The following is a 15,007-nucleotide window of genomic DNA, read 5'->3' on the forward strand; positions in this document are numbered from 1 at the left end:
AAGTGGGACGCGGCGTCCCCGGCAATATCAACAATCGCCTTTCGGGCGTCCGCGGGGGACGACCGCCGACGCCGGCCGGCACTTCGCCAAGTATCTTGGACCGGCGGTGGAACGCACCGAAGAGTCAGGTTGGTCAGGGGTTGCAGGTGCAAGAGAACGCGGCGCTGTCGGCCGCCGAGCTGCTCGAACTCAACCGTGACGTTCAAGGCTCGCGCGCGGTCCGGCTGCTGGCCACCAACAACCTCGGCGTGTACGCCACGCTGATGGAGCGCCACCTCAGTGCCGGCATGGTCGCCGAAACCGATCTGGTGGTTCGGCTGGAACGCGATCTGGCGGCCCTCGGCGAGAGCGACGACCAGCTCGGGCAGTCCGGCCTGGCGCTGATCAAGTCGTGGGCCAGCCAGGGCTGGGTACACCGGGTCGTGGATCAGCGGAGCGGCTCGGGCGATTTCGCCCGCAATGTCTGTTATCTGACACAGGACGCCCGACGCGCCCTCGACTTCGTCCGCGGCATGCGGCGCGGCGACAGCATCGCCACCGGCGGCTCGATCGCCGGCATCGCATCCCGCATGCGCCAGATCGCCACCCGCGCCGGCAATGACCCCGACCGCATCCGCGCCGGCATCGAAGCCGAGATCGCCGCGCTGCACCGCGAGCTCGACGAGTTGGAAGCCGGACTGCGACCCGAGCCCGACGTCACCGACATGTACGACGAGGCCCGTGCCATCGCGCTGCAGATGGAACGGTTGATCACCGACATCGGCCGCTACGGCACCATGATCGAGCAGGCCACCCAGGCGCTGGACGATCCGATCGACACCAACATCGAGTACCGCGACCGGCAGCGCCAGATGTATGCCGACTACCAGGCCGCGTGGGATTCGGCCGGTCGCGATTCGCACCGGGCGTTCCTGCGGATGATCAACGACCCCGACCAGCGCAGAGAGTTCGAATCGGATATCGCCACCGTCGCGTCGGCGCTCCCCGGGCTGGACCCGGCGCTGCGCAAGGTGATGGCCGGGTTCTTCGAATTGATCGGCCACCAGATCGACGAGGTCGAACGTATCCAGCAGCGGTGCGCGCAACGAGTGAAGCGGTTCACCGCGTTCGGCACCATGGAGTCCAGCCGTGGGGTGGCGCGCCAGCTCAACGAGGCCATCGGCGCGGCCCGCACGCTACTGAAGTCGTCCCTGACCGACTCCCGGCTGGACATCGAAGTCCCCTTGGCCCGGCACGCGATCAGCTCGATCGGCGCGCTGAGCTTCAAGATCGGCGACCTGTCGGCACCCAAGCCGGCCCAAGCGGCACAGGGCGACGTCGACCTATCGAGCTTCGCCGCCCTGACCACCCAGGTCGATGCACCGGCGATGTCCGAGATGCTCAACGCCGCGGTCGCGCGCCGCCCGGTGTCCCTGGCCGAGGCCGTGGAGCTGCTCGATTCCGCCTATCTGGGTCACGTCATCGTGTTGTGGTCCTGGGCCCTCAAACAACCCGGAGGATCAGGCGACCCCAGCGCAAACACCATGTCGGTGCGGTTCCGGTCACTCGACGGGCGGGACCGCGAGATCGAGGTGCCGTATCTGATGTTCACCGAGCCTGTTGCTGTGGCAGGAGCCCTACATGACTAGCGTTGGCGGAGCCAAATATGAGCGATAGCCCTATCGATTTCGCCTCGCTCCCTGAGGTCGACGGCGCCAGCCGGGTGGTCGGACAGCGTCGTCCGCGGTTCGACGGCGACGTCAGCGCCATGCCGGACCGCGCCTGCTGGGCGCTGCAGCACCTGCTGACCCGCCGCTACATCAGCAGCGAATCCGACCGCGACATCTACAGCTGGATCCTGGAGTACCGCGACGAATTATCGGTACGACTGTCCGAACTCGACCTGCAGCTGCGCATCTCCGAAGGCGTCGACATCGCCTTCATCGAGCAGGCCCGCTACGAGTCGGCCAAGGGCATCAAGTTGCTCCGCCGTGAACCGCTGGGCACCTACGACTCGATTCTGGCCCTGCAACTGGCGCAGATGATGCGCGCCGGCGGCGACCAGAGTTTCCTGATCACCCGCGACGAAATGCACGGCATGTTCAGCGGCGTGCTCAACGAAACCGACCGCGACGCGGTGACATTCACCGCTCGCATCGACGCGGCCATCGCCCGCCTCACCGGTCTCGACATCCTGCGCCGCAGCCGCGACGACGAGGACAGCTACACCGTGAGCCCCGTCATCACCGCGGTGATGACGGCCTCGGTGATCACCGAGTTGCAGCAGCAGTTCGAACAACTCACCAGTGGAGGGGCCGACACTGATGGCTGAACAGTTCCACCTGTCCCGCCTCCAGATCATCAACTGGGGTGTCTTCGACGGCTACCATTCCGTACCGTTCAGCGCCGGTGGATCGCTGATCGCCGGCGCGTCGGGCAGTGGCAAATCGTCACTGCTGGACGCGATTTCGCTGGGCTTTCTGCCGTTCAACCGGCGCAACTTCAACGCCTCCGGTGACAACACCGCAGCGGGCTCGAGTGCCGGCCGCCGCACCGTCGACAAGTACGTCCGCGGCGCGTGGGGTCAGCGCAGCGACGCCGGTACCAGTCAGGTCATGTACCTGCGCGGCGACGGCACCACCTGGTCCGCCGTCGCCGTCAGCTACACCAGCAATACCGGTCGCACCATCACCGGCCTGGTGCTCAAATGGCTTACCGGAGAATCGCGTTCGGACTCATTGAGCCGCTTCGTCATCGGGGACGGCGACCTGGACATCGAGGACGTCTGCAACCGGTGGGCCGCGGGCCGGTTCGACACGGGCGTGTTCAAGGACAGCGGTTGGCGGTTCACGACCAAGGTCGAGTCGCAGTACCTGGCCCAGCTCTACGCCTCGATCGGTATCCGGGCCTCGGATGCCGCCCAGCAGCTGCTGGGCAAGGCCAAGTCGCTGAAAAGCGTTGGTGGACTGGAGCAGTTCGTCCGCGAGTTCATGCTGGACGAACCGGACAGCCTGGCCCGGCTGCCCGAAGCCCTCAAGCAGATCGATCCCCTTGTCGAAGCCCGTGAACTGCTCGCGGTGGCGCAGCGCAAGCGCAAGATCCTCGGTGACATCGAGGCCATCCAGGTGCGCTACGCCTCCGAGTCGACCGACCTCGGGATCATCGATCTGGTCGACCTGCCGATGGTGCGGGCCTACACCGACCACGTGCGGCTGCGGCACTGTCCCGCCGAGATCGAGACGCTCGATGCGACCATCGACCAGCTGGAGCACGAGAACGCTGACCTGACCCGGCAGCTGAATCTGGCCAAGGCCGAGGGCGATTCGCTCAATGCCCAGATCAACGGGGCGTCGGCGAATGTCGCCCCGCTGCAGTCGCAGGTAAATGCGGCCGAGGCGCAGGCCGACGAGGTGGCCCGCCGACGCGCGGGCTACGAGGAGATGGTCGCGGCCCTGGGCGTGGAAGTGCCCGACAGCGCCGATGAATTCTGGAACCTGCGCGAGGAGCTGACCCGGCAGGCCACCGAGATGCTGGGCAAGTTGGAGTGGGGCCGCGATGCCTCCACCGACGCCGAGTACGCGCAGAAGTCGGCGCGAATCCTGCGCGACAACGCGGCCAAGGAGCTCAAGCGCGTCGAGCATGTGGGCTCGGCGCTGCCCGAGTCCGCGGTCACGATGCGGGACCAGATCTGCGCGGGTGTCGGCATCGACCCCGCCGAACTACCTTATATCGCGGAGCTTTTCGACCTGCAGCCCGAGCACACGCGGTGGCGCCTCGCGGTCGAGAAGGTGCTGCGCTCGGTGGGCCTGCGGCTGCTGGTGCCGGATCAGCACTATGCCAAGGTGCTGCGGTTCGTCAACGAGACCAACATGCGCGGACGCCTGGCGCTGCACCACGTCCGGGCCGGCTCCTCCGGTCGCGAGGCCGAGCCGAACACGTTGGCGGGCAAGCTGTTCCTGGTCAAGCCCAAGCATGCCTGCGCCGCCGAAGCTGCGGATGTGATCGCCGCGGCCGGTGACCACATCTGCGTGGACACCCCCGACGTGTTCGTGCGGTTCCGCCGGGCGGTCACCGATACGGGCCTGTACAAGGACTCCGACCGGTTGGCCATCAAGGACGACAGGCGCCCGATCAAGCCGTCCGAGTACATCTATCAGGGCGACATCAGCGCCAAGCTGGAAGCGCTGCATGCCGAACTCACCGAGGCCGAGGAGGCCTTCGCCGCGGCCCGACGTGCTGCGGATGAGATTGCGGCGCAGCGGCAACGGTGGCGCGACCGCGCGGCAGCATGCAAGGCGGTCTACGAGCAGTTCCCGCAGTGGAGCCAGATCGACACCGACACGGCAGAGGGCCACGCCGACCGGCTCCGCGACCAGTACGAGCTGCTGCTGGCCGATCATCCCGACATCGAGGCATTGTCGGCCCGCGCCGAGGAGTGCTGGGTCGACATCCAGACCCTCATGACGCGGCGCGGCGCCATCCAGACCCGGCGCGACGATCTGGACGCACGTCGGACCAAGCTGATGGATCTGCAGGACCGTCTCTCGCCCGCCGACGTGTCGGAGCACGCGACAGATCTGTTGCGCCGCTACGCCGCTGACGTCCCGGTGCCGCTGGAGCTGCTCAACCCCGAACCGCACCGCGAGGCGCTGTTCGCGGCCATCCGCCGCGAACGCGACCAGCTCACCGAGAGCAGGCGGCGCTCCTACGAGGAGCTGTCCCGCATCGTCGCGACATTCGACACGTCGTTCCCGGATGCGATCCCGAACGACTCGGACGACTTCGATGAACGGATCTACGACTACGTCGCGGTCTGCCGCCACATCGACGAGCGCGAGCTGCCCGACGCCTATGACCGCATGATGCGGCTCATCACCGAGCAGGCGCCCGACGCGATCCTGACCCTGCACCGCGTCGCCGAACAGGAAACCCGGCGGATCAGCGACCAGATCGAGCGGGTCAACACCGGTCTGGGCGCAGTCGAATTCAACCGCGGCACCCGACTGACGCTGCGCGCGAACCCGCGCAGCATGGTCGCCGTGTCCGAGCTGACCGACATCGTCAAGGCCATCTCGCGACGTATCGCCGAGGTGGGACTCGGCGACAAGAAGGCCATCCTGGATCAGTACGCCGACATCCTGCGGCTCCGAAACCGGTTGGCAGGCAACAACCCCGAGGACCGGGCCTGGACCCGGGACGCGCTCGACGTGCGCAACCGGTTCACGTTCGACTGCGCCGAGTGGGACGTCGCGAACGACGAACTGATCCGCACGCACAGCAACGCCGGCGACAACTCCGGTGGCGAGCAGGAGAAGCTGATGGCGTTTTGTCTGGCCGGTGCGCTGAGCTTCAACCTCGCCAATCCCGAAAGCGGTGACAACAAGCCGGTTTTCGCGCAGTTGATGCTCGACGAGGCGTTCTCCAAGTCCGATCCACAGTTCGCCTCGCAGGCGCTGCAGGCGTTCCGTAAGTTCGGCTTCCAGCTGGTGATCGTCGCAACGGTGCAGAACGCCACCACCATTCAGCCGTACATCGACGGCGTGGTGATGGTGTCCAAGTCCGAGGCGACCGGCCGCAACGCCCGTCCGGTCGCCAATGTCGCAACCAAGACCATCACGGATTTCACCGCCCTGCGTCGGGAACTGAAAGTCCCGGAACCTGTCTGATCGGAGCGTCATGCGTATCGCCACCTGGAACGTCAACTCCATCCGCACCCGGGTCGACCGGGTCACGGACTGGCTGTCCCGCGCGGACGTCGACGTGCTCGCCATGCAGGAAACCAAGTGCAAGGACGAGCAGTTCCCGACGATGCCGTTCGCGGCGCTGGGATACGACGTCGCGCACGTCGGGCACAGCCAGTGGAACGGCGTGGCGATCGCGTCCCGCGTGGGGCTCGAGGACGTCCAGATCGGTTTCGACGGCCAACCACAATGGCAGGAGGCCGACGAGGCCCGCGCCATCGGAGCCACCTGCGGTGGGGTCCGGGTGTGGAGCCTGTACGTCCCGAACGGCCGGACGCTGGACGACCCGCACCTGCCGTACAAGCTGAAATGGCTTGCCGCGCTGCGGGACACCGCCACCGGCTGGCTGGCCGACGACCCGTCGCTGCCCCTGGCCCTGATGGGCGACTGGAACATCGCGCCCACTGACGAGGACGTGTGGGACATGGCGGTGTTCCAGAATTCGACTCACGTCTCCGAGCCGGAGCGCGCGGCGTTCCGTGCCATGAACGATGCCGGATTCGCCGACGTGGTGCGACCGTTCACCCCGGGCCCGGGCGTCTACACCTACTGGGACTACACGCAGCTGCGGTTCCCCAAGAAGCAGGGCATGCGCATCGACTTCGTCCTGGGCTCACCGGAATTCGCGGCCCGGGTCACGCACGGTGAGATCGTCCGCGAGGAGCGAAAAGGCAAGCAGCCCAGCGATCATGCACCCGTGCTGGTCGACTTGGAGAAATAGATGACGTCCCTTCCTATCGTCTACGCCCCCGGCCCGGCGAGTCGGCGCGCCCGCGTCATCCACTTCATTGCGAACCTCCTGTTGGCCCGCATCCTGATTCGGGCCCTGACGACGGCGGAGTTCGAGGCCACATCGCTACGCATCGAACGAGTGGGACGCCGCGTCAACCGGATCGCCCGGCTGCAGCGCGTTCGGCCCTACCGCAGATTCCGGCTGGTCGCGGACAACTGGAACGGTCTGCCGGTCGAGTCGGTCTCGCTGTTGAACCTGCCTGCGTCGACCACGAACGGCGTCATCCTCTACTTCCACGGCGGCGGTTTCGTCCTCGGCGATCTCAACACCCACATCCACGCCGTCGCGACCTTGACGCGGGTCACCAAGTTGCCCGTGGTGCACGTCGAGTACCGGCAATACCCCGAGGTCGATCTGGCGACGTCGATCCAGGACTGCCTCGGCGCCTACCGTCATCTGCTGGGCCAGGGCATCGATCCGGAGAAGGTCATCATTGCCGGCGACTCGGCCGGTGGTTTCCTGGCGTTCGCGACCGCGCAGCGCGCACCGGAGAACGGATTACCCACTCCCGCAGGGGTGGTCGGCATTTCGCCTTTGCTCGAACTGCACAACACGGCACGCTGCGCGCATCCGAACGCTCGTACCGACGTGTTCGGCATCTCCACGGTCCTGCCGGTGCTCAGTGACCGCATCTGCCCCGGCGCGGATCTGGCGCAGCTCGAACCCATGTCGGGGCCCATGGACGCGATGCCACCGTCGCTCATCCTCGTCTCCGCATCGGAGGCCCTGCTGAGCGACGCCGCCCGGATGCAGGAGAAGCTGATCCAGGCGGGACGCACCTGCGAGGTCGCGGCCTGGCCGCGCCAGCTGCACGCGTTCCCGGCCATCTTCCCCGGGCTGCCCGAAAGCCGTCAGGCGTACGCGCGGATCGCACGGTTCATCTCCGAATGCCTGGCCCGCTAGCCATTCTTCAGAAGCTGTTCCACCGATTCGACGAGCGCTTCCTCGACGCGGCGTAGCGGCCGCTCCGATTTGGTCGCCTGCGACATGACGATCGCGCCCTCGATCGCGGCTACGGTCAGTGTCGCCTGGCGTTCGGCATCTTCTGTCGACAGCCCGGCGGTTTCGAGACCGGTGGCGATCCGCTGTTCCCAATCGAGGAAGACCTGACCGGCAGCGTCGGCCGCCGCCGGTGCTTCACTGCGACCCAGCGCCGCGGCGAGAATCGGACATCCGACTTCGAAGTCGCTACTGGTCAGATTCGCGATCCACATGGCGACGAACGCTCGCAGCGTTCCGACCGGACCTTGTTCGGCGAACAAGAGGTCGATGCCGTCGGCCAGCGTCTTACCGGCGGTCACGGTGGCGTCGGCCACGAGTTCGGCCTTGCCACCGGGGAAATTCAGGTACAGCGACCGCCGCGCGGCGCCGCTGCGTTCGAGCAGCTGGCTGAGCCCCGTTGCCGCGACACCTTGGCGCCGAATCAGATCGATGGCTGTGACGACGAGCCGATCACGGACACTCATGTGACGTAACTCCCTGTCCCTCAGCGTTGTTTCTACACCAGTCGGTCTACTAGCGTCTGGCCTCAATAGTAGACCGAACGGTGTAGTTCCGGTCTCGAATCAAAGGGGTCCGGGTGGGACACAACAGCAGTTTTTTTGCCGCCACCAGCAGATTCTGCGCCAGGTGGGCGTGGTTGGTCATCGGCTTCTGGGTAGCGCTGGCCGGAATTCTCAACGTGGCCATCCCGCAGCTCGAGCAAACCGTCGCAGCACGCTCCGCGCCGTTCATGCCGGCCAACATCAAGGCCGCGCAGACCCTGCGTGAGATGTCCGACGCCTTCGGCGTCCCCCGGTCGTCCGCCGTCGGCAGTGTGGTGCTGGTCGATGAGCACGGTATCGATGCCGCGGACGAAGCCCTGTACCGGAACATCGTCACCACCCTGCAGCGGGACAAGGCCAATGTCGCCTACGTCCTCGACACCTACAACAATCCGCAGTTGCGCGACATCGCGCTCAGCCCGGACCACAAGGCGATCAACCTGGTGCTCGCCGGCACCGGTGATGTCGGGTCGACGAAGGCACACCAGAACACCATCGCGATCCGCGATCAGCTTCAGGCGCTGCCCAAACCACCCGGGGTCGGGGTATACCTCACCGGGCCGTCACCGACACTGGCAGATCTGTTCAGCGCCATGGACTTTTCACTGCTGATCATCACCGCGGTGTCCGTTCTGCTGATCACGCTAGTGCTGCTGATGGTCTATCGCTCCCTGGCGACGGCGATGGTCCCGTTGTTGACCATCGGTATCGCCCTCGGCGTGGCTCGCCCGATCGTGTCGCTTCTCGGCATGACCGGGATCCTCACCGTTTCGAACTTCACCATCTCCCTGATGACCGCGATGCTGCTCGGTGCCGCCACCGACTACGCCATCTTCATCCTGGCCGGCTATCACGAGGCCCGGCGCAGCCAGGTCCCCGTGGGCGATGCGATAGCTCAAGCCGGACAGCGGGTTTCAGGCATTCTGATCGCGTCGATGCTGACGATCGCGGCAGCCGCCACGGCGATGGGATTCACCGAGCTGGGCATGTTCAAGGCCGCCGGCCCGCCGATCGCCATCGCGATCGTCGTCGGCCTGGCGGTGTCGATGTCACTGCCCTATGCCCTGCTGTCGATCCTGGGCGGGCGCGGACTGGCCGAACCACGGCCCCTCAACGACCGCCGCTGGCGCCGGATCGGATCCACCATGATCCGCCGGTCCGGCGTGCTGGTGACCGCGTCGCTGGTGCTGTTGCTCGCTGCCGCATCGGTTCTGACCACCTTCCGGGTGAACTTCGACGAGAACTCCATGCAGCTCGACGACACCGAGAGCGCGATCGGCTACCAGAAGACCTATGCACACTGGGGCGTCAACGAGGCGGCGCCGGAATACCTGATCGTCTCGGCCGACCATGACATGCGGAACACCGACGACCTCGCCGCGCTGGACCGGGTCGCGGGGCGCATTGCCGGCATGCCCGAGATCGCGTACGTCCGTTCGATGACGCGGCCGGCCGGAAAGCAGTTGCCGCAGACCACCATCGGCTATCAGGCCGGGATCGTGGCAGACCGGCTCGGCGACGCGAAGAACCAGGTCACCAAGGTAGTGCCCGACATGCACCGCCTGGACTCCGGAGCGACGCAGTTGCGCGACGGCGCCGCGTCCGCGGTGACCCAGATCCCCCAATTGGTTTCGGGCATAAAGCAAGTGACCGGGCTCGCCCACCAGGTCCTCGACGGGTACCAGGCCGCCGGCGCGGGGCTCGCCACCCTGACCGACGGGACTGTGGACGTCCAGTCCGCGCTGGCGGATCTGAGTTCCTCCACCGGATTGCTCGACGCGGCGTTGCAGGCCATCGACGGCAACACGCAGGTCGCCGAGGCCGGGCGCCTGGTGAGTTCGGCGCTCGGCTCGGCACTTTCGCCTCAGCCCGGGCCGGACTGCCTGCTGAACCCGGTGTGCAGCCGCGCCCGCGCGGACATCGCCGACCTCGACTCGATCTCCAACGGGGCGGTCAGCCGGGCGCTGCTGCAGGCCCAGCACCTCTCCGCGATCCCGCAGGTCACCGTCGACAAGGTTCGGGCTGCCGAGCCGGCCATCCGAGATGCGTTGGGCACGTTGCAGAAAATGGTCTCGAACCTGCCCGGCGGTTCACCGGCGCAGGCCCGCGTCCAGCTGACCGAGCTGGTGCGCGGCGCCGACCAACTCAGCGCCGGGATGACCCGGCTCGCTGTCGGACTCGACCAGGTCAAGGGTGGCGTGGACCGCGTGGTCGACATGTCGGGGCAACTCACCGACGGACTCGGTCAGGCGACGGACTATCTGACGACCTTGAGCACCCATACCACCGACGGCCCGGCATCAGGCTTCTACCTTCCGCCCCAAGGTTTCTCCGACCCGAAGTTCCGGGCCGCACAGGACCTGCTGTTCTCCCCTGACGGCAAAACGGCACGCATGCTGGTCATCTGGAAGATCAATCCGTACAGCGCCCAGGCGCTGGACGCATCGCGGTCGCTGGCCCCGGCCGCGACCCAGGCCGCCGCCGGAACCTCTTTGCAGACGGCACGTTTCGCCAGCACCGGTCTGGCTACGCTGTCGGCCGACATGCGGGACCAGGTGTGGCACGACTTCGCCGCCTACGGCATCGTCGCGATCCTGGGTGTGCTGCTGGTGTTGATCGTGCTGTTGCGCAGCATTCTCGCGCCGGTGTTCATGGTCGCAGTGGTGACCCTGTCATTCGCCGCCGCTGCCGGAGTCAGTGTGCTGGTGTGGCAGCACCTCATCGGCGTCGACGTGGACTGGTCGGTGTTCCCGGTGTCCTTCATGGCGCTCATCGCCGTGGGCGCGGACTACAGCATGCTGTTCGCCGCACGCATCCGCGACGAGTCCGCCGACGGCATGATCCGCGGCATCCTGCGCAGCTTCGGCAGCACCGGAAGTGTCATCACCACCGCCGGAATCGTGTTCGCGCTCACCATGTTCGCGCTGATGAGCGGGCGAGTGATCAATCTGCTGCAGATCGGTTTCACCATCGGTATCGGTCTGCTCATCGATGTCACCCTGGTACGCACCGTGCTGGTGCCGGCCGCCATGGCGATGATCGGCAACCGCATCTGGTGGCCGAGTAGGCCGACCGCCGGGGCCATACATGCCGATGGACCGCCAGTCACAACGAACTCGCGGCGCGATGCCGCGGTCGTCGACGCTTAGGTGAACTAACCGAAGGCGCGGTGGGCCGGGCGGCCCACCGCGGCAAACTCGATTTCCGCCTGTATTCGTGGCCTCAATGCTCGTAGGATCCATAGCAGCCGAAACGGTGGTTCAATATCTCCGACTGGTTCACGGCTACTACGCGGGAGCTTCCAGTGAGCGACAGAACCTCGAACAGACTGCGCGCCATCGCCCTCACCGTCGTGTTTGCCGCTTATTTCGCGGCGTCCGCCACAACAGCCGGTCTCACGGCCAGTCACGCAGCCCCTTCTCCGCCCCCGCGCCCGACCAACGCCAACAGGCCAACGAATGCGCCGAGTTCCAACGGGGGCGGGAGCCACTACACCCCGACCGCTCCGGCTCCTACCTCAGCGAACGGACCCGAACCGTCGGTCACCGCGGATACCGTCGTGATTCACACCCCACCGGCCTCGGTGCCAACACCGACATTGCCGCCGCCGGCTATCAACACCCCGGTCCCCACCCGGCCTCAGCCGACCCAGCCAACCCAGCCGGTCGACGTACCGATACCACCGCAAGCCCCGCAGTCCGAAGGTCCACCCGTGCCAGCCGTTACCCCGACCCCGGTGCAACCGCTCAACGTCAGTACCGCGCCGCTGAGCCGGACCGAGAACGTGATGTTGACCAACAGCGTCGACGCCGGGACTTCCGCGGAGATCATCATCCTCGTGCTCTTGGCCATCGGGGTCTGGTACTACACCCATCGCGTCATCGTGCAGTTGACAGCAAGAAGGCCGCAGCGTGCGTAATTTCTTCGTGGCGGTTTTGTTGGTGGCCGGGTGCACGCTGCTGTCTGCACCGTCGGCGAACGCGTCGACATCAGCGAAAGACGCTGCGCTGCAGATTGTGTCGGCAACCGTCGACGGCCAGAACCTCAAGGACAGCACGCAGTCCGCACCGCTACGCCTGGTGCCCGGCGAGTCGGTCGACGTCGCGGTGCAGGTCGCCAATCACGGCGACCAGGCAGTCCGCGTCCGGCATGTCGAGTTGAGCGGGCGCGTACTCGGACTGGTCTTCTACAACTACCTCGCCAACGTCGACTTTCAGATCGCGCCCGGTGCCACCGAGACCGTTCGCTACCGACTTGAGCTGTCCGGCTTGAAACGACAGGGCGTCGGCTTGATGCGCGGCGAGATGGCCGTCACCGACGCGGACGGCAACACGATCGCGTCGACACCGATGGTCAGCGACATCCGCGGGTCGTACCTCAGCGTGTACGGACTGTTCGGTTTCGCCCTACTGGTGCTGACAGTCCTTGCATCCATCGATGCCGCCCTCGCTCTCGCCCGACACAAGCTGTCCGACAATCGATTTCTCCGCGGCGTCCGACTGCTCATGCCCGGCATCGGTGTCGGTCTGCTGCTGCTCTTCACGGCCTCGGCATGCCGAATCTGGGTGCCTGAGACACCGGTCTGGCTGGCGGTCGCGGGGGTAACCGCGGCGCTGTTCTTCACATGCGGGTACTTCAGCCCCACCCCGCGCGACGAGGACGACGAGGACGACGACATCGTCGACGACGACATCGTCATCGGAACCGACGGACTCGATGCGGAAACAACCGATCGGTTGACCCCGGTCAGAGCCGACGAACCGACGCTGATCATCCCGACCACGCGCACGTTGGCGGCCGATAGCGGGGCGGGCGATTGACCTCGGACAACACCGCGCGTATCCGTGCTGCGCTGCCCGGCTACGACATTGGTGGGCAGATCGGGGCCGGTGGCTGTGGCGAAGTCTTTGGCGGCGTGCATCGCGAACTGCGGCGGCGGGTGGCGATCAAACAGATTCCGCCCCAATTCGCGGCTGATGCGGAATTACGAAAGCGGTTCGCCACGGAAGCCACGTTGATGGCTGCTATCGACCACCCCCATGTCGTCTCGGTGTACGACTACGTCCAGGAGGCGGATCTTTGTCTGCTGGTCCTGGAGTACCTGTCCGGCGGAACTGTCCACGATCGCTTCCAGAAGGAAGGATTCGACGCGTCGACGTCCATCGCGGTGGCGCTTTCGTGTGCGGCGGGCCTACAGGACGCACACCGCCGCGGCGTGCTGCATCGCGACATCAAGCCGGCGAACCTCATGTTCTCGTCAAATGGCACGGTGAAGCTCACCGACTTCGGGATCGCGAAAATCATGGGCGGGGATGGCCAACTCGTCACCAAAACCGGCATGATCGTGGGCACGCCGTCGTACATCGCCCCGGAACAAGTACGCGGGCTGGAACTTTCGCCGGCGACCGACGTTTACGCGCTTGCCACCATGACGTATCAACTGCTGTCCGGAAAGCTGCCGTTTCCGCCCACTTCCGACACCATGGCGATGTTGTTCATGCACGCCTACGAGCAGCCGATACCCCTCACAGAGGTGGCCCCTGGAATTCCTAAAGCCATTGCCGACGTGGTGATGCAAGGCTTGGCGACCGATCCGGGGTACCGATACGACTCTGCCGAAGCCTTTGGCGTGGCGTTGGCGACGCCGGCAAGCCAATCGTGGGGACAAAACTGGCTCAGCGAAATCGGCGTTCCCGTCCTGGGCGCCGACACCATTACGGCCGCCGCGACGGGGCGTCGGCACGCCACCCAGTTCCGCACGCCGGCGCAACCCACCCAGGTCCACACACCGGCGCAATCCACTCCCGTGAGAACGCCGAGTACGGCAGAACGCACCGTCCGCAGCACGACTCGGGTCCGGCCGACCGAACCGCTGCCCCGGGCAGCGATCAACCTCAGCGACCTGGATCGCGATGACGTCAAGCCGGTGCGCCGCATCGTCGCTTTCCGGTCCCCCAGAATTCCGGCGATCCTCGCGCTCGTCCTTGCCGGACTCTGCGTCGCGATCGGCGTTTTCGGTCCGGTCACGCCGCCCGGCGGCGACCTGCTCCCCGGGGTGGTGACCATCGCGGGCACGGATCCGACACTTGGCTCTGTCGACCGAGTTGACCTCGCCCACCCGATCCCCGTCACGATCAGCGCGCCGAATGTCACCGACGTGTCTCTGTCCCTGAACTTCCTGGGGCTGCCGATCGCCAAGCAGAAGGCCGAACTCCACGGCGGCGCGGGAACAGTATCGGCACCTGTCAGCCCGCTGATCCTGGCCGGCCAACTCAACACCGAGGTTACCGTCACGACCGGCAGCAAGTCGGTCGCCGCGAGCCGATTCCAGCTCCGGTCGACACAGTCCCCGTTGCCGACGGCGACAACCATCGGCATCGGTCTGCTTGCCCTGTTCAGCGCCGCCTACCTGGAGTCCAGTCTGCGAACCCTGCGCCGTGGCCGCCGTTCAGTCGCGAGCGGCGCCGGAGCAGTGGTGAGCGCGGTTGCGTTGGCATTCGTCGGGCTGGCCGCCCTGTGGGTTTACCAGGGACGCCAACCCACGCCCGAGTCGCTCTTCGGCGCAGTGTCGCTCGCCGCCATGGCCGCCATCGCGGCCGGCATCGCCGCTGCTCGTGCCGGCAAGGTGCGCCGGTACCGCCGATCCCTCGACCGGGCGCTCGCATTGGCCCTCACCCAACAGCTGACAAAGCGCACCCGGCGGTGATCACTCATCGACGGTGGCGGCACCGTCGAACATGCTGATCGCCTGTTCGCGGATGGGGCGAACTCGGTCGGCGAGGGCATTCATCGCCTCCTGGGACTCCCACGCCGTCGTGGCGATGCAGCGGCCGGATGCGCGGTCGGTGAGCAGCGACATGCCGACAAACCCTTCGAGCCCTTGGAGTTGGGGCAGCACTTCATCGCGGAGGTGCGTCACTCCTGCGTCGATAGCCGAGGGTTGTGCGTGA

At 66.3% G+C, this 15,007-nt stretch carries 11 protein-coding genes; 9 read left to right on the forward strand and 2 right to left on the reverse strand.

The window, feature by feature from the left end; genetic code table 11:
• Positions 1-146: 146 nt before the first annotated feature.
• Genes G6N59_RS12460 through G6N59_RS12480 form a run of 5 tightly spaced genes read left to right on the forward strand, consistent with a single transcriptional unit; the run spans position 147 to position 7,416 of the window.
• The gene (locus tag G6N59_RS12460) at positions 147-1,628 is read left to right on the forward strand and encodes a DUF3375 domain-containing protein (RefSeq protein ID WP_179970308.1); all 1,482 of its coding nucleotides are present in this window, start codon (positions 147-149) and stop codon (positions 1,626-1,628) included.
• A 17-nt stretch (positions 1,629-1,645) separates the two neighbouring features.
• Positions 1,646-2,311 carry a DUF4194 domain-containing protein gene (locus G6N59_RS12465; protein WP_138232573.1) on the forward strand — a complete coding sequence of 222 codons (666 nt, stop codon included), beginning with the start codon at positions 1,646-1,648 and terminating at the stop codon, positions 2,309-2,311.
• The gene (locus G6N59_RS12470) at positions 2,304-5,645 is read left to right on the forward strand and encodes an ATP-binding protein (RefSeq protein WP_138232574.1); all 3,342 of its coding nucleotides are present in this window, start codon (positions 2,304-2,306) and stop codon (positions 5,643-5,645) included. The genes G6N59_RS12465 and G6N59_RS12470 overlap by 8 nt, the downstream gene beginning before the upstream one ends.
• Positions 5,646-5,655: 10 nt before the next feature.
• The gene (locus G6N59_RS12475; protein WP_138232575.1) at positions 5,656-6,441 is read left to right on the forward strand and encodes an exodeoxyribonuclease III; all 786 of its coding nucleotides are present in this window, start codon (positions 5,656-5,658) and stop codon (positions 6,439-6,441) included.
• Positions 6,442-7,416 (forward strand): alpha/beta hydrolase, encoded by a 975-nt coding sequence (locus G6N59_RS12480; protein WP_138232576.1) that lies wholly within the window; start codon positions 6,442-6,444, stop codon positions 7,414-7,416.
• Here G6N59_RS12480 and G6N59_RS12485 read toward each other — a convergent pair.
• The gene (locus G6N59_RS12485) at positions 7,413-7,979 is read right to left on the reverse strand and encodes a TetR/AcrR family transcriptional regulator (protein ID WP_138232577.1); all 567 of its coding nucleotides are present in this window, start codon (positions 7,977-7,979) and stop codon (positions 7,413-7,415) included. The two genes, G6N59_RS12480 and G6N59_RS12485, sit on opposite strands and share 4 nt — an antisense overlap.
• Before the next feature lie 113 nt (positions 7,980-8,092).
• Between G6N59_RS12485 and G6N59_RS12490 the strand changes: the two genes are divergently transcribed.
• The 4 genes from G6N59_RS12490 (at position 8,093) to G6N59_RS12505 (ending at position 14,763) form a co-directional block, all read left to right on the forward strand.
• Positions 8,093-11,206, forward strand: a complete 3,114-nt coding sequence (locus G6N59_RS12490; protein ID WP_138232578.1) for an MMPL family transporter — start codon at positions 8,093-8,095, stop codon at positions 11,204-11,206.
• A gap of 563 nt (positions 11,207-11,769) precedes the next feature.
• On the forward strand, positions 11,770-11,976 hold the full coding sequence (locus G6N59_RS12495) for a hypothetical protein (RefSeq protein WP_138232579.1): 207 nt from the start codon (positions 11,770-11,772) through the stop codon (positions 11,974-11,976).
• On the forward strand, positions 11,969-12,877 hold the full coding sequence (locus G6N59_RS12500; protein WP_138232580.1) for a COG1361 family protein: 909 nt from the start codon (positions 11,969-11,971) through the stop codon (positions 12,875-12,877). The genes G6N59_RS12495 and G6N59_RS12500 overlap by 8 nt, the downstream gene beginning before the upstream one ends.
• Complete coding sequence (locus G6N59_RS12505) at positions 12,874-14,763, forward strand: serine/threonine-protein kinase (protein WP_138232581.1); 1,890 nt, start codon at positions 12,874-12,876, stop codon at positions 14,761-14,763. Before G6N59_RS12500 ends, G6N59_RS12505 begins: the two co-directional genes overlap by 4 nt.
• On the opposite strand, the gene G6N59_RS12510 is transcribed toward G6N59_RS12505, so the two are convergent.
• Positions 14,764-14,976 carry a hypothetical protein gene (locus G6N59_RS12510; RefSeq protein WP_138232582.1) on the reverse strand — a complete coding sequence of 71 codons (213 nt, stop codon included), beginning with the start codon at positions 14,974-14,976 and terminating at the stop codon, positions 14,764-14,766.
• Between the last annotated feature and the right edge of the window lie 31 nt (positions 14,977-15,007).

Source organism: Mycolicibacterium aubagnense (assembly GCF_010730955.1).
Lineage (GTDB): Bacteria > Actinomycetota > Actinomycetes > Mycobacteriales > Mycobacteriaceae > Mycobacterium > Mycobacterium aubagnense.

Coding starts and splice junctions, on each gene's coding strand:
- G6N59_RS12485 (WP_138232577.1), bottom strand. CDS start 7,979: ATGAGTGTCCGTGATCGGCTCGTCGTCACAGCCATCGATCTGATTCGG.
- G6N59_RS12465 (WP_138232573.1), top strand. CDS start 1,646: ATGAGCGATAGCCCTATCGATTTCGCCTCGCTCCCTGAGGTCGACGGC.
- G6N59_RS12480 (WP_138232576.1), top strand. CDS start 6,442: ATGACGTCCCTTCCTATCGTCTACGCCCCCGGCCCGGCGAGTCGGCGC.
- G6N59_RS12475 (WP_138232575.1), top strand. CDS start 5,656: ATGCGTATCGCCACCTGGAACGTCAACTCCATCCGCACCCGGGTCGAC.
- G6N59_RS12470 (WP_138232574.1), top strand. CDS start 2,304: ATGGCTGAACAGTTCCACCTGTCCCGCCTCCAGATCATCAACTGGGGT.